This window comes from Janthinobacterium sp. 67, from assembly GCF_002797895.1.
Taxonomy (GTDB): Bacteria; Pseudomonadota; Gammaproteobacteria; order Burkholderiales; family Burkholderiaceae_D; genus Janthinobacterium.
In genome coordinates, this window is sequence record NZ_PGES01000001.1 from 219,168 (window position 1) to 233,299 (window position 14,132).

General features: G+C 65.2%; 13 protein-coding genes. 5 read left to right on the top strand and 8 right to left on the bottom strand.

The features are described from left to right. Positions 1 to 18: 18 nt before the first annotated feature. Positions 19 to 696 (top strand): phosphoribosylanthranilate isomerase, encoded by a 678-nt coding sequence (locus tag CLU90_RS00975; protein WP_092712614.1) that lies wholly within the window; start codon positions 19 to 21, stop codon positions 694 to 696. Here CLU90_RS00975 and CLU90_RS00980 read toward each other — a convergent pair. The 7 genes from CLU90_RS00980 to CLU90_RS01010 all read right to left on the bottom strand — a co-directional run bounded on the left by CLU90_RS00980 (position 693) and on the right by CLU90_RS01010 (position 9,774). Continuing rightward, positions 693 to 1,598 (bottom strand): LysR family transcriptional regulator, encoded by a 906-nt coding sequence (locus tag CLU90_RS00980; protein ID WP_092712616.1) that lies wholly within the window; start codon positions 1,596 to 1,598, stop codon positions 693 to 695. The two genes, CLU90_RS00975 and CLU90_RS00980, sit on opposite strands and share 4 nt — an antisense overlap. 233 nt (positions 1,599 to 1,831) lie before the next feature. Continuing rightward, entirely contained in the window at positions 1,832 to 2,371 is a 540-nt protein-coding gene (locus CLU90_RS00985) for a 4'-phosphopantetheinyl transferase family protein (RefSeq protein ID WP_157808699.1), read from the bottom strand. 21 nt (positions 2,372 to 2,392) lie between these two features. Then, positions 2,393 to 6,448, bottom strand: a complete 4,056-nt coding sequence (locus tag CLU90_RS00990; RefSeq protein WP_100426949.1) for a Pls/PosA family non-ribosomal peptide synthetase — start codon at positions 6,446 to 6,448, stop codon at positions 2,393 to 2,395. A gap of 148 nt (positions 6,449 to 6,596) precedes the next feature. Continuing rightward, on the bottom strand, positions 6,597 to 7,304 hold the full coding sequence (locus CLU90_RS00995) for an anaerobic ribonucleoside-triphosphate reductase activating protein (protein ID WP_100426950.1): 708 nt from the start codon (positions 7,302 to 7,304) through the stop codon (positions 6,597 to 6,599). Then, on the bottom strand, positions 7,294 to 7,494 hold the full coding sequence (nrdD, locus tag CLU90_RS30065) for an anaerobic ribonucleoside-triphosphate reductase (RefSeq protein ID WP_092712624.1): 201 nt from the start codon (positions 7,492 to 7,494) through the stop codon (positions 7,294 to 7,296). The genes CLU90_RS00995 and nrdD overlap by 11 nt, the downstream gene beginning before the upstream one ends. Next, positions 7,491 to 9,239 carry a ribonucleoside triphosphate reductase gene (locus CLU90_RS01005; protein ID WP_100426951.1) on the bottom strand — a complete coding sequence of 583 codons (1,749 nt, stop codon included), beginning with the start codon at positions 9,237 to 9,239 and terminating at the stop codon, positions 7,491 to 7,493. Before CLU90_RS01005 ends, nrdD begins: the two co-directional genes overlap by 4 nt. A 124-nt stretch (positions 9,240 to 9,363) precedes the next feature. After that, positions 9,364 to 9,774 (bottom strand): hypothetical protein, encoded by a 411-nt coding sequence (locus CLU90_RS01010; RefSeq protein WP_100426952.1) that lies wholly within the window; start codon positions 9,772 to 9,774, stop codon positions 9,364 to 9,366. A gap of 162 nt (positions 9,775 to 9,936) precedes the next feature. Between CLU90_RS01010 and ubiU the strand changes: the two genes are divergently transcribed. The 3 genes from ubiU to ubiT all read left to right on the top strand — a co-directional run bounded on the left by ubiU (position 9,937) and on the right by ubiT (position 12,544). Beyond that, entirely contained in the window at positions 9,937 to 10,974 is a 1,038-nt protein-coding gene (ubiU, locus tag CLU90_RS01015; protein WP_442906649.1) for a ubiquinone anaerobic biosynthesis protein UbiU, read from the top strand. Positions 10,975 to 11,100: 126 nt separating this feature from the next. Next, complete coding sequence (ubiV, locus tag CLU90_RS01020) at positions 11,101 to 11,997, top strand: ubiquinone anaerobic biosynthesis protein UbiV (protein ID WP_092712630.1); 897 nt, start codon at positions 11,101 to 11,103, stop codon at positions 11,995 to 11,997. A gap of 19 nt (positions 11,998 to 12,016) precedes the next feature. Next, the gene (ubiT, locus tag CLU90_RS01025) at positions 12,017 to 12,544 is read left to right on the top strand and encodes a ubiquinone anaerobic biosynthesis accessory factor UbiT (RefSeq protein ID WP_092712632.1); all 528 of its coding nucleotides are present in this window, start codon (positions 12,017 to 12,019) and stop codon (positions 12,542 to 12,544) included. A gap of 28 nt (positions 12,545 to 12,572) precedes the next feature. Here the strand turns inward: ubiT and CLU90_RS01030 are convergent, their stop codons facing one another. Beyond that, a complete protein-coding gene (locus CLU90_RS01030) occupies positions 12,573 to 12,836 on the bottom strand; it encodes a heavy-metal-associated domain-containing protein (RefSeq protein ID WP_100426953.1) in 264 nt (87 codons plus the stop codon). Positions 12,837 to 13,083: 247 nt separating this feature from the next. Here CLU90_RS01030 and CLU90_RS01035 point away from each other — a divergent pair, with 247 nt between their 5' ends. Then, on the top strand, positions 13,084 to 13,953 hold the full coding sequence (locus CLU90_RS01035; protein ID WP_100426954.1) for a substrate-binding periplasmic protein: 870 nt from the start codon (positions 13,084 to 13,086) through the stop codon (positions 13,951 to 13,953). Positions 13,954 to 14,132 lie beyond the last annotated feature (179 nt).

Sequence of the window (14,132 nt, forward strand, 5' to 3'; positions counted from 1 at the left end):
GACTGCACACGCCAGGCCATGAGAACCCGCATCAAGATTTGCTGCATCGCTTCCATCGACGAAGCGCAACTGGCCATTGCCGCCGGCGCCGATGCGCTGGGCCTGGTGGCGGCCATGCCGTCCGGCCCCGGCCCGATTCCCGACGCGCGCATCGCGCAGATCGCCGCCTGGACGCCGCCGCCCGTGGCCACCTTCCTGCTGACGTCCGAGACGACGGCGCAAGCCATCGCCGAACACGTGCGCGCCACGCAGCCGTCCACCGTGCAGATCGTTGGCCATATCGACCCGGGCGAAGTCGAGAAACTGGCGCGTTTGCTGCCGCACGTGCGGCGCGTGCAGGTGATCCACGTGGAGGGGCCGGAGGCGCTCGACCTGATTCCCGCCTATGCTCCCCACGTCCATGCCTTCCTGCTCGACTCGGGCCGCCCCGGCGCGGCGGTGCCGGAACTGGGCGGCACGGGCCGCACGCACGACTGGTCCGTCAGCGCCCGCTTCGTGCGCGCCAGCCCCCGTCCCGTCTTCCTTGCCGGCGGCCTCGATGCGAACAATGTGATGGACGCGCTGCGCCAGGTGCGCCCTTACGGTATCGACCTGTGCTCGCGCGTGCGCACGGATGGCCAGCTTGACGTCATGAAGCTGGCCTTGCTGATGGCGGCCGTGCGCGACGTGGATGCGGCGCTGTATGCGGAAGGTTAAGCGGCCGGCAGTCTGGCCATCTCGCGCACGAACGCTTCCGTAAACGCGGCCACCATGCCGCTGGCCGCGCGCGGCGAGATCAATCCCACGACGGAATGCGATTCCTCGTCGGGCAGGGCGATGAAACGCACGCCCGGCGGCGCCACCAGGCGCATGCTGTCCGGGACGATGGCGATGCCCATATTGGCTTCGATCAGGTTCAGCTGCGACGTCTTGCGCGACAGGGCGCGCGCCGCCTTCGGAAAAAATCCCTGCGCCAGGCACATGCCCGCCACCAGATAGCTGAGGCCTCCCCGGTCCTTGTGCGGGATCGAGACGAAGGCTTCATCGTGCAGGGCGGCTATCGTCGTGCGTTCCAGCGCGGCCAGCGGCGACGCCGACGATACGGCCACCACCAGCTTTTCCGCAAACAGTTCGCGCACGACGATGTTGGCGTGCTTGCGCAGGGTGGGCAGGCGCACGAGGCCCAGGTCGGCGCGGCCTTCCTCGATGTCGGCCGCCTGGTTTTCCGACGATCCCTTCGATACATCGAGCGAAACGCCGGGGAACTGCGCCAGCAGGCGGTTCAGCACGGCGCCGATGGCGGGCGTGAGGGTGACGGAGCTCGAATGCAGCAGGCGGATGATGCCTTGCTCGCCTTGTCCCACGTGACGCGCCTGGCGCACGGTTTCCTCGATGTCGTCGAGGATGCGCTTGGCCCGTTCATAGAACACCTGGCCCGCGGGCGTGAGCTCGATATGGCGCGCGTCGCGCGTGAGCAGCAGCGCCTGCACTTCGCCCTCGAGCTCCTTGATCTGCCGGCTCAGGGCCGACTGCGCGATGTACAATTTTTCCGCCGCGCGCGAGTAGCTGCCCGCATCGACGACTTCGACAAAGTAGCGGAACTGTCTGATGGAAATCAATCGTATGCCTTTTCGAGATCGGAGACTGCCTGATTTGATATTGGCCCGGTCCCGCCGTTCGCGCTACAGTGCCTGGTCTGCTGTCACTGCAAAGGAAAGGCCATGCTGGAATTGATCGGGGTGCTGGGACTGCTCGTCAGTATTATCGCAAAACTGATTTTCGTCCAGATCGGTGGGGCTGATGATGGTAAGGAGGATTGAGAGGGAATCAACCCAACAGCGTAAAGCTGGGGTCAGACCCGTCGGGTCTGACCCCGGATTGTCGCTAACATAGCCACGAAATTTTGCGGTGTCTCCACAGCTTGCAAGTGACAATTCAATGCTACATCATCCCACTCCGCCAACTGTCTGCCCGCACACTTGAGCGCCGCCTCGCGCGCCGTCCACGCTTGCGCCAGCGCCAATGGGCGCTGTGCGTCGGGGCAGGCTGCCAGTGCTTCGGCCACCTGCGGCCCCAGGTAATCGCGCGCCAGAGTGAACCAGTCGGCAATGTCCTGCACGCGCATCGCGTCGACGCCAACGGCGCCGTGCAGGTTGATGGCGGCCAGCGAGAGTCCTTCGTCATGGCTGAACGACAGGCCCGCAACGCCGCCGGGAAACAGCAAACGGGGCGGGGCGCCCGGCGTCGACGCCACCGAGATCGCCTCGGTGTCCAGCTTCAGCCATGTCGCCATCGCCTCGCGCACGGCGGCGCGGATGCGCAGGCGGGCTTCGGCGCGCGGCAGCACGGCGGCGATGCCGATCACCAGCACGCCGTCTCCTGACAAGAGCACCGTAAAAGCCATCAGCTGCGATCAGCTGCGCAAAGGCGCGGCCGGGCAGCCCGCCCAGTTGCTGCCGGCGGGGATGTGCTCGCCCTTCATCACCAGGGTCAGGGGACCCAGGCGCGCATTGTCGCCCACCTTGGCGCTGTACAGCACGGAGCTGCGCGGGCCCATGTAGACGCGCTGGCCGATGTCCACGTGGTCGATCTTCATCACGCGGTCTTCGAACAGATGCGTTTGCGGGCAGGTGAGGGCGTTCAATTCGCTGTAGTCGCCGATGTGCACGCAGTCGAATTCCGTGATGTCCGTCGTGTCCATGTAGACGCCGCGGCCGATCTTGCAGCCCAGCAGGCGGAAAGCCAGCGGCAGCCACGGCGTGCCGCGCAAATAGCGCATGAAGTTGGGCACGGCGATGCCTTCGTACAGATTGGTCACGCCTTCCGAAATCCACACGAACGGCGTCCACATGGGCGCCGCGTGCTTGCGGTAGCGTCCCAGCAGCAGCCACTTGAACAGCACGACCACTAAAAAATTGCCGATGCCGTAGGCCAGGCCGGCGATGGCCAGGTCGCCCACCACTTCGCCCCAGCGTCCGGCGCCCGCGATCGGCATCACGTCCAGCACCAGGGTATAGCCGACGGCGATCACCACGGCGTGCGGCGCGACGATGCGGAACGCTTCGATCAGGCTGCGGCCCAGGCGGCGCAGCAGCGACGGCTTGAAGGTCAGGTGCTCGGCAAAGCCGCTGACCTGTTCGCGCGCGGGCAAATGCATGGGCGGGGAACCGAGCCAGGTGTCGCCGCTGTGCATCTGTTCATTGCGCGGCGCATGCGTGTGCACGCCGATCAGCACGTGTTCGGGCAGCACGGTGCCGTCCGGGATATAGCTGCCGTTGCCGACGAAGCTGCGGTGCGAGACGACGGTGGGGCGCATGGTCATCCAGCCGCCGTCGATCTGCTCGTCGCCCAGCATGACGGCGTCGGCGATGAAGGTGTCGTCGCCCAGGGTCAGCATGTCGGGCACGACGCCCAGGGCCGTGGAAATCTCGGCGCCCTTGCCCACCTTGGCGCCCAGCAGGCGGTACCAGTAGGGCGCGTACACGGTGGCGTAGATGCCGTGCAGGACGTTCAAGCTCGATTCCTGGATATGGCTGACCAGCCATTTGGCGCAATAGATATTGCTGTGCACGGGCGAGCTGCCCGGCTTCAATCGGGGCAGCGCGCCCCAGCGGATGGCGGCCGACAGCAGGGCTGTCAGCACGATCAGCACGGCGCTGGCGGGGAAGGCCAGCAGGAAGTAGCGGGCCAGCTGGGTCGTCACGTCGCGTCCCTGCAGCCACGGCATCATTTCGCGTTCGTCGAACCAGTCGATCAGCACGAAGCTGGGGAAGACGGGCATGAAGAACAGCACGGCGATCAAGACCATGCCGAAGCAGAAGAACAGGGTTTCCCCGGTCAGGCGCAGGCGCGAGACGGCGGGCCGCGGCGGGTGGCTGGCTGGGTCGAAGGCGCCTGCGTCGCGCGCGGGAGAGCCCGTGTACACGCGCCCGGCCGGCACCGCCGCGCCATCGGCCAGCGCCGATTGTCCTTCCAGGTGACCGAAGGCGCCCACCGTGGTATTGCCTTCCATGATGGCGTAAGAGCTGATGCAGGCATCGTCGCCGATGCTGATCCGGCCCAGCAGCAAACGGCCCCGTTCGACCCGGGCGTTTTCAAAGTTGACGGCATTGCCCACGCTGACGTTGTCGCCGATGGACAGCAGGTCGGGCGCGCGCAGGGTCATCGAACCGATGACGACTTCCTTGCCCACTTTCGCGCCCAGCGCGCGCAACCACCAGCTATTCAGGGACGAGCCGCTGAGCAGGTAGGCGGGCGCCGATTCGACCAGACGGTCGGCCAGCCACCAGCGGTAGTAGGTGACGCCCCACAGCGGATAGCTGCCCGGCTTCAAACGTCCGGCGATCAGCCACTTGCCGGCAATCGCGATGGCAAATTCGGCCAGGGTCGCCAGCAGGAAGACGCCGATCGAGGCGGCGATGGCGCGCGGCACGGTATCGCCCGTGTCGCCCGTGAAGAAGTGGTAGGTGAAGAACGGCGCCATCCACTGCGCCATGCGCAGGGTGACGAGGCCAGGCACGGCCGCCGCCTGCGCCGCGCCGCAGATCCAGCGTTTCAGGGTGGACGGCGGCGTCCAGTCAGCTTCCGGCGTGGCCAGCGCGGGCGCCTCGTTCAGCACGGCGGCGATCTTGCCGATCTGCCGGTTCTGGTAAATGTCGCGCACCGTCATGTGGGCGTAGGCCGGATCGGCGCGCAGGGCCGACGCCAGGCGGGCGGCCAGGAAGGAATGGCCACCGAGGTCGCTGAAAAAATCCAGCTGGCGCACAATCGCCTGGCCCGGGAACAGCTTGGCCAGCGCCGCGAACAGGGCCGCTTCGGCCGGCGTTTCCGGCACGTCCGATTCACCCGCTTCCCCAGGCGGCGGCGCTGACAGGGGCATGGCCTTCAGCGCCTTCCTGTCGATTTTTCCGGAAGTGAGGCGCGGCATCAGCGGTAGCAATTCAAAACGGCCCGGCACCATATACGGCGGCAAGTGCAGGTTCAATGCCGCGCGCAGGGTTTTCGCGGCCAGGGCGTCGGCCGGCGCATCGTCGCTGCCGACGATGTAGGCCACCAGCTGGTCGATGCCGTCATCCTTGCGCAGCAGGACGGCCACCGTGCCCACGCCCGGTTGCTGCGCCAGCACGGCTTCGATCTCGCCCAGTTCCACGCGGAAGCCGCGTATCTTGACCTGGTCGTCGGCGCGGCCCAGGCACAGCACCTGGCCATCAGGATCGATGCGGGCCAGGTCGCCCGTGCGGTACAGGCGCGCGTCGTCGGGGCCCGTGCTCCAGGGATTGGGCAGGAATTTTTCCACCGTCAGGTCGGGCCGGCCCAGGTAGCCCTCGGCCAGGCCGGGGCCGATGATGCACAGCTCGCCCGTCTCGCCGCGCGCCAGCAAAGTCAAGGGACGGTTTTCTCCCGGCTCGGCCACTTGCAGCACCAGCAAGCCGTAGTTGGGCAGCGGCGTGCCGATGGTCACCGGTTCGCCGGGCCGCAGGCGCGCCAGGCTGCACGAGACGGTCGCTTCCGTGGGGCCATAGGTGTTGAACATGGCGCGGCCCGGACGCGACCAACGCTCGACGAGCGACTCCGGGCACATCTCGCCGCCAAGGTTGATCAGGCGCAGGCTCGGTACTTCCTCGGCGAACAGGGCCAGCAAGGTCGGCACGGCGTGCAGAACGGTGACCTGCTGGTCGGCCAGCGCGCGCGGCAGCGCTTCCGGGTCGCCCGAAATCTCCTTGGGCCCCAGCCACAGGGTGGCGCCCACCAGGTAGGCGATCCAGATTTCCTCGAACGACATGTCGAAGGCGACGGAAAAGCCCTGGTAGACGGTGTCGGACTGCGTTACTTCCAGCACGGCGTTTTCGCTGCGCAGGAAGTGGCAGATGCTGCGCTGATTGATCAATATGCCCTTCGGCTTGCCCGTGGAGCCGGACGTGTAGATCACGTAGGCCGGGTGTTCGGGCAGCACGGTGGCGCGCGCTGGCAGCACTTCGCCCGACGCGGCGGGGGCCAGCAGGCTTTCCGCCGTCCACACGGGGCGGCCGAGTCCTGCTTCTTCCAGGCGCGGCGCGAACTGCGCGCAGCTGACGACACCAAAGCCATTCGCGTCATCGAGGCACACCTGCAGGCGCTCGACGGGCGTATCTTCATCGACGGGCAGCCAGGCGGCGCCCGCCTTGGCGATGGCCGCCTGCATCAGCAGCAGAGGGGCGCCGCGCGGCAGCCACAGGCCCACGATGTCGCCGGGCTTGACGCCGGCCGCCACCAGGCGTGACGCGGCCAATCCCGCCTGCGCATCGAGCTGCGCATACGTGATGCGGCGCGCGCCGTCGATCAGGGCGATTTGCTGCGGACAGCGGCGCGCCGTCGCTTCCAGCAGGTCGGCCAGTACTTCCTCGCGCAGCAGATCCGGTCGCGGCGGGCCGTACAGGATGTCGGCGTGGGTGGAAGGGATGCCTGGACTGACTGCGGTGAAATCGTTCATGGATGACGCTTATCTGTAATGCTGTAGGAGGAATCTAAAGGGCTGCGCGTGGTGTGCGGCACAGTTGATACATTACAGCACGCAAGACATTTCAGCGTTGCAGAACGGGGAATTTTGGGGCGCTTTCCAAAATTATGTGCTTGCAGGATCAATTGCCATGGTTACGGAATGTAAAACGGGGAAACATGGCGCCGATTTGCGCCAGAACAGGCGCCGATGGATAGCCGTGCATGGGGCGGCCGGACAGCGCCGCATCCGCGCAGCCTTCGGCGCGGAATTGCTGCAGGACGTAGTTGTCGACGCCCTTGGCGGCCAGGGTGGCGGCCAGGGCCAGCAGCTGCTCGTCCGGCAGCAGGTCCGGGTGGGCGGTGGTGCGGCACTCGTAGGCGACGCCGCTGGCGAGGATGGCGTCCAGGCAGGCGCGCGCCGGGTCGCCGCTGCCGGCCACGCGGGTCACATGACGATAGTCGGCAAACGGCGCCTTGATGTCGAAACCGACCCAGTCGACCAGCGGCAGCACTTCCTGCAGGCGCTGCGGATAGATGCAGGCCGTGTGCAGGCCGACGCCGAAACCCAGCTCCCTCACGTCCCGCATGGCGCGCGCCAGCGCCGGGTCCATGCACGCTTCGCCGCCGCTGAAGACGACGGCGTCGACCAGGCCCGTTCGGCGGCGCAGCCAGGTCAGGACGTCCTGCCAGGGCATGGCGCCTTCCGGCGTGCGCGCCTGCAAATGCGGATTGTGGCAATAGCCGCAACGCCAGGGGCAGCCCTGCACGAACACCACGGCCGCCAGCTTGCCCGGGTAGTCGGTGGCGGAAAAGGGCGTCAGGCCGCCCACTTTCAGTTCAGCCGCCATGGCAGGCGGGCTGGCCCACGCGGGCGCTCGCTTCCGTAAAATACTGGCGCTCGTGGAATTCGCCCTGCTTGCCGATGTTGAACGAGGCGACGGGGCGGTGGTAGCCCATCACGCGCGTCCAGATTTCGCAGCGCTGGCGTTCCGTGTCGAGCAGGGTGATGGCGGGAGTGAAGTCGGGACGTGCGTTCATGGCGTTTCCTTGAGTGGGTGAGCGAGATCGGACTGCTTGCGGGCGATCAGTTCCGCGTCGCAGGTGGGACAGAATTCATGTTTGCCGGCCAGGTAGCCGTGGCGCGGGCAGATGGAAAACGTGGGCGTGACGGTGATGTAGGGCAGCGAGAAACGGCTCAGCGCGCGCTTCACCAGTTCGCGGCAGGCGTTGGCGTCCGACAGCGCTTCCGTCATGTACAGGTGCAGCACCGTGCCGCCCGTGTACTTGCGCTGCAGCGTATCCTGCAATTCCAGTGCCTCGAACGGATCGTCCGTATGGCCGACGGGCAGTTGCGACGAGTTCGTGTAATACGGATTGTCGACGGTGCCGGCCTGCAGGATGGCGGGATAGCGCTTGCGGTCTTCGCGGGCGAAGCGGTAGGTCGTGCCTTCGGCCGGCGTCGCTTCCAGGTTGTACATATGGCCCGTCTCTTCCTGGAATTGCAGCATGCGCGCACGCACGTGGTCGAGCAGGCGCACGGCCAGCGCATGGCCTTCCTGTGTCGTGATGTCGTCAGCGTCGCCGCTGAAATTGCGGATCATCTCGTTGATGCCGTTCACGCCCAGGGTGGAAAAGTGATTGCGCAAGGTGCCCAGATAGCGTTTCGTGTACGGGAACAGACCTTGCTGCATCAGTTCCTCGATGGTGCGGCGCTTGATTTCCAGGCTGGTCTTGCCCAGCTCCAGCAGGCGGTCCAGGTCGGCCATCAAGGCTGGCTCGTCGCCGCGCCACAAGTGGCCCAGGCGCGCGCAGTTGATGGTGACTACGCCCAGGGAACCCGTCTGCTCGGCGGAACCGAACAGGCCATTGCCCCGTTTGAGCAGTTCGCGCAAGTCCAGCTGCAATCGGCAGCACATGGAACGTATCATGTTCGGCTTGAGTTCCGAATTGATGAAATTCTGGAAGTAGGGCAGGCCGTAGCGGGCCGTCATTTCGAACAGGCGCTCCGCGTTCTCGCTGTGCCAGTCGAAATCCTCGGTGATGTTGTAGGTGGGGATGGGGAAGGTAAATACGCGTCCCTTGGCGTCGCCCGCCATCATGATCTCGATGTAGGCGCGGTTGATCATGTCCATTTCCGCCTGCAGATCGCCATAGCTGAAGTCCATTTCCTGGCCGGCGATGACGGGAATCTGTTCGCGCAGGTCGTCCGGGCAGACCCAGTCGAAAGTCAGGTTGGTGAACGGCGTCTGTGTGCCCCAGCGCGATGGGACGTTGAGGTTGAAGATCAGTTCCTGCATGTACTGGCGCACGTCTTCGTAGCGCAGGCTGTCCTTGCGGATGTAGGGCGCCATGTAGGTGTCGAAGGAGCTGAACGCCTGCGCGCCGGCCCACTCGTTTTGCAGGGTGCCGAGGAAATTGACGATCTGGCCGATGGCGCTCGACATGTGCTTGGGCGGGCCCGATTCGATCTTGCCCGGCACGCCATTCAAGCCTTCGTGCAGCAAGGTGCGCAGCGACCAGCCGGCGCAATAGCCGGCCAGCATGTCGAGGTCGTGGATATGCAGCGCCGCTTCGCGGTGCGCCGCGCCCACTTCGGGCGGATACACCTGGTCCAGCCAGTAGTTGGCGATGACCTTGCCCGATACATTGAGTATCAGGCCGCCCAGCGAGTAACCCTGGTTGGCGTTGGCGTTGACACGCCAGTCGCGCCGGTCCAGGTATTCATTGATGGACGCAGCGACGTCGACCTGGCCGCGTGTTGGGGAAACTGCATTTGTCGTCATGAAACCTCCAATAAACACAACATGCGGTGTTTTTATGGAGATTAATTACTAAATATAGTGGCGTCAAAGGGCGCGTGCAGTTGCGTGAGGAATCCTTGATGCAGGTGAAAAAAGCGGCCGCTGTTTACTTTTTCGCGCCGCCCTGGCGCAGGAGGAAGCCGCTCAGGCCAAGGTAAGCGGCGCCGCAGACGGCGATGCTGATGACGGAGGCGGGCAGCACGTGCGCCCAGATTTCCCGCGCCGAGAAGGTGCTCCAGCTGGCCACGCGCGCGTCGAACGTGACGTAGTTGGCCAGCAGCCAGTAGACGGCCAGCAGGCCCGTGCAGATGGCGGCCTGGCGCAGCACGGGCATGGCGCGGCGCGCGAAGACGGCCTGCAGGAACAGCAGCAGCACGCCCGGATACGCGCCCAGCACTTCGGGCGACAGCACGGAGAGCGTTTCTTCGACATGGCCGTCGGCGGGGGCGGCCCACTGCACCTGCAGCACGGTGAGGAACAGGGTGAGCAAAAAAATCAGCAGCGGTTTGCGGGGCATGGCGGGCAATCGGTGAGGGAGAAAAGTGGGGCATTTTACAGCCAGGTCAAGCAAGTTGAACGCGCGCCAGCCATGCATGCATTCCTTCACCTGCGTCAAGGACTGGGCGGCGGGGGCGGGGCTATAGTCTGCACCCTGAGCCGATACAGGACTGTGAACATCATGATGCTTGAATCAACCACCGCCACCCGCGTGGCCGGACCGCTGGAACTGGTCTGCCCCGCCGGCAGCCTGCCTGCCCTGAAAGCGGCCATCGACAACGGTGCCGACACCGTCTACCTGGGTTTTCGCGACGCCACCAATGCGCGCAATTTCGCCGGCCTCAATTTCGACGAGAAGGCCATCGCCGAGGGCGTGCGCTACGCCCATCAATATGGACGCAAGGTGCTGCTGGCGCTGAATACCTATCCGCAGCCGCACAACTGGGCCGTGTGGCGCAGCGCCATCGACCGCGCCGCGCAGGCCGGCATCGACGCCATGATCGTCGCCGATCCGGGCCTGATGGCCTACGCGGCCCAGCACCACCCGCAGCTGCGGCTGCACCTGTCCGTGCAGGGTTCGGCCACCAACTATGAAGCCATCAATTTTTACCATGAACACTTCGGCATCGCCCGCGCCGTGCTGCCGCGCGTGCTGTCGATGGCGCAGGTCGAGCAATTGATCAGCAAGACGGAAGTCGAGATCGAAGTCTTCGGCTTCGGCAGCCTGTGCGTGATGGTCGAAGGGCGCTGCGCGCTGTCGTCGTACGCGACGGGCGAGGCGCCGAACACGCACGGCGTGTGCTCGCCGGCGAAATCCGTGCGCTGGCTGGAAACGCCGAACGGCCTCGAATCGCGCCTGAACGGCGTGCTGATCGACCGCTACGCACCGGGCGAAAACGCCAGCTATCCCACCCTGTGCAAGGGGCGTTTCGAAGTCAACGACGAAGAGTATTACGCGATCGAGGAGCCGGCCAGCCTGAACACGCTGGCGCTGCTGCCGCAGCTGATCGCCATGGGCGTGCGCGCCGTGAAGATCGAAGGACGCCAGCGCAGCCCCGCCTACGTGGCGCAGGTCACGCGCGTGTGGCGCGAAGCGATCGACGCCTGCCGTGAAGGCAATGCGCGCTACGCCGTCAAGCCGGCCTGGATGGCGTCCATGGACAAGCTGGCCGAGGGCCAGCAGCACACTTTGGGTGCCTACCATAGATCTTGGAAATAGCAAAACCTACTGCGCGTCCCGGGGCGTGGCCTGCGATGCTCGCTGTGCTCTAGCACAGCTGCGCTTCTCGGCCTCGCCGCGAACCGCTCGCTACGGTTTTGCAACTTAAAAAATAATGGAACAGACATGTTAAAACTCTCTTTGGGCCCCTTGCTGTACTACTGGCCGCGCGCCACCGTCTTCGAGTTTTACCAGCGGATCGCGGCGACCGCCGTCGATATCGTCTACCTGGGCGAAACCGTCTGCTCGCGCCGGCATGAGCTGCGCCTGGCCGACTGGCTCGATATCGCCGACATGCTGGCCGCCGCCGGCAAGGAAGTGGTGCTGTCGACGCAGGCGCTGATCGAGGCGGGCGCGGAACTGGCGACCCTGCGCCGCATCACGGGCAATGGCCGCTACGGCGTCGAGGCCAATGACATGGGCGCCGTGCACTGCATGGAAAAGGGCGCGTCCTTCGTTGCCGGTCCCCATCTGAACCTGTTCAATGGCCCCAGCCTGCAACTGCTGGCACGCCTGGGTGCGCGGCGCTGGGTGATGCCGCTGGAAATGGGGCAGACGGCGCTGGCCGAGATGCAGCGCCAGAAACCGGAAGGGCTGGAGACGGAAGTCTTCGCCTATGGCCGCATGCCGCTGGCGTTTTCCGCGCGCTGCTTCACGGCGCGCAACCGCAACCTGCCGAAGGATGATTGCGGCTACAGCTGCCTGGAAGAGCCGGACGGCCTGCTGCTGCGCACGCGCGACGAAGTGCCGTTCCTCGTGCTCAACGGCACGCAGACGCAGTCGGCCCTCGTCTACAACCTGGTGCGCGAACTCGACGCCATGCGCGACATGGGCGTGTCGGTGGCGCGCATCAGCCCGCAATCCATGCATACGGAACAAGTCATCGCCATCTTCGACCGCGCCCGCCGCGGCCAGGTCAGCGGCATCGGCGCGCAGGCGCAGCTGGCGGCCTGCCAGCCGGCCGGCGCCTGCGACGGCTACTGGCACGGCCAGCCCGGCATGGAACAGCACGCCGCCCATTGAACGCATCGAAAGGAAATACATGCAAGATCAACTGGAAAGATTGCCCGTCCCGGCCAAGCCCCCCATGAGCAAGCCGGCCATGTCGTACCGGCTGCCCGAACCGCTGGCCGAACTGCTGTCCAAGCTGCCGCCGTATCCCGCCTCCTGGCTGTTCGTGCAGGGCTTGAACCGCCTGCTGGCGCCGCAATTGCCCGACGACGTGCGCTGCAGCCTGGAAGGGCGCAGCCTGCGCTTGCGTCTGCTGGACGCGGGCATCGCCTTCGATTTCGAGTGGCAGGGCACGGTGTTCGTGGCCGAGCGCTATGTGGACGTGCCGGACCTGTGCATCGCCGCCAGCGTGCATGACTTGATGCTGCTGGCGCGGCGCCAGGAAGATCCGGACACGCTATTCTTCAGCCGCCGTTTGAGCCTGGAAGGCGATACGGAACTGGGCTTGCTGTTCAAGAATACGCTCGACGCCATCGAGCTGCCGCCGTTCGACCTGCAGGCGCTGGGACCGCGCCGCGTGCTGGCGCATCTGCGCGACCGGGGCGCGCGGGGAGGGTAGGCGCAAAGCTGGCGGCGTTCAGTGGCGTTCAAAGGCGGCAGTGGCCGCAGGCGCCGCTGCACGAGGCCAGCTGTACTTCATCCGTCGCTTCGCCCATGAAGCCGGCGTCGTTGACGGCGGCCAGCAGGCGTTCCTGCGTGGCCAGCTTTTCGTCGAATTGCACGGTGGCGCCGTGGCGCGCCAGCGAGACGCAGACGGTGGCCACGCCCGTGACGGCTTCGAGCGCGCCCGTCAGCCTGTCGGCGCAGCCTTCGTGATCCATTCCGATGATATTCAAGCGTGCTGTCTGCATGGGTTCCTCTTGTTTTTCAGATAAAAAAACAGCGTAGGCGAGGGGCGCGCATGCCGTCCAGAGCAGCACGCAAGATTTATTTTCTATTTGCGGTTTTATTGATCTGGATTAATTCCGACCCCTGCTGGCCAGCCTGATAGTGCTGTTGTTTTGTACACAGTTACCGTATTCCAGTCGACAAGCGCGCTCTGCTGCGCGATACTGTCATTCTGATAAGAACGCTGGAAAGCGCTGGAAAGGAGGGCCCATGCAGCGCCGCCCCCTGCTCAAGCTTGCCGCCCTGTGGCCGTTCGGCGTGGCGGCCGCCGGCACCTCGTCGCCGCTGCCGCTCGTGTATCCGCGCCACCAGGCGTTCGATGATCCGCAGCAAGGTTACGTGACGGCCTTGCTGCGACAGGCGCTGGCCCGTTCGGGCCAGGCCTATGTCTTGCGCCGCTCCGAATTGCGCATGGTGCAGACGCGCGCCATGCAGGAAATCGCCATGGGGTCGGGCAGCGTCGATGTCGTCTGGACGATGACGAGCCGCGCGCGCGAAACGCAGTTGCTGCCGGTACGCATCCCCATCGACCGCGGCCTGATCGGCTGGCGAGTGGCCCTGATCCACGCGCGCCAGCCGCAGTTGCTGCGCGATGTGCGCAGCATCGCCGCGCTGGCGCGGCTGTCGGCCGGCCAGATGCGCGACTGGCCCGACTCCGTCATCCTGCAGGCGAACGGCTTGCGCCTCGATACCTCGAGCACTTATGAAGGCCTGTTCCAGCAACTGGCGGCGGGGCGCATCGACTACTTTCCCCGTTCCGTGATCGAGGCACAAAGCGAGCTGGCCAGCCACGCGCAATTGCCGCTGGCGCTGGACACCCACCTGGTCATCCGCTACCCGGCCGCACTGTACTTTTTTGTCGGCAAGCACCGGCCGGAACTGGCGCGTCACATTGAAACGGGACTGGAATCCATGCTGGCCGACGGCAGCTTCGCGCGGCTGTTCCAGCGCCATTTCGGCCGCCTCGCCGATGGCTTGCAACTGTCCCGGCGCCATGTGCTGGAACTGGCCAATCCGGACTTGCCGGAAGAGACGCCGTTGGCGCGCAAGGCACTTTGGTATCGTCCAAAAAATTACTAATAGTTTTATTGATCAGTGTCAAACAGCTGCTTCAATCGTGCGCACGATGTTTGACGAAACGCAAAGCGAGTTCAACAGAACACCTGTTGACACTTATTAAATTTTCACCGAACATAATTCCACGTTGCAACACTTTGCAAACCTTTCCCAGCACAAGCGTTTACCGCAGGTGTCGTGCG

What these genes read in the sequence shown, in the direction of transcription:
- CLU90_RS00990 (WP_100426949.1), bottom strand. Translation starts at nt 6,448, where the DNA reads ATGAACGATTTCACCGCAGTCAGTCCAGGCATCCCTTCCACCCACGCC.
- ubiT (WP_092712632.1), top strand. Translation starts at nt 12,017, where the DNA reads ATGCAAGATCAACTGGAAAGATTGCCCGTCCCGGCCAAGCCCCCCATG.
- CLU90_RS00995 (WP_100426950.1), bottom strand. Translation starts at nt 7,304, where the DNA reads ATGGCGGCTGAACTGAAAGTGGGCGGCCTGACGCCCTTTTCCGCCACC.
- CLU90_RS00975 (WP_092712614.1), top strand. Translation starts at nt 19, where the DNA reads ATGAGAACCCGCATCAAGATTTGCTGCATCGCTTCCATCGACGAAGCG.
- ubiU (WP_442906649.1), top strand. Translation starts at nt 9,937, where the DNA reads ATGATGCTTGAATCAACCACCGCCACCCGCGTGGCCGGACCGCTGGAA.
- CLU90_RS01010 (WP_100426952.1), bottom strand. Translation starts at nt 9,774, where the DNA reads ATGCCCCGCAAACCGCTGCTGATTTTTTTGCTCACCCTGTTCCTCACC.
- nrdD (WP_092712624.1), bottom strand. Translation starts at nt 7,494, where the DNA reads ATGAACGCACGTCCCGACTTCACTCCCGCCATCACCCTGCTCGACACG.
- CLU90_RS01005 (WP_100426951.1), bottom strand. Translation starts at nt 9,239, where the DNA reads ATGACGACAAATGCAGTTTCCCCAACACGCGGCCAGGTCGACGTCGCT.
- CLU90_RS01030 (WP_100426953.1), bottom strand. Translation starts at nt 12,836, where the DNA reads ATGCAGACAGCACGCTTGAATATCATCGGAATGGATCACGAAGGCTGC.
- CLU90_RS01035 (WP_100426954.1), top strand. Translation starts at nt 13,084, where the DNA reads ATGCAGCGCCGCCCCCTGCTCAAGCTTGCCGCCCTGTGGCCGTTCGGC.
- ubiV (WP_092712630.1), top strand. Translation starts at nt 11,101, where the DNA reads ATGTTAAAACTCTCTTTGGGCCCCTTGCTGTACTACTGGCCGCGCGCC.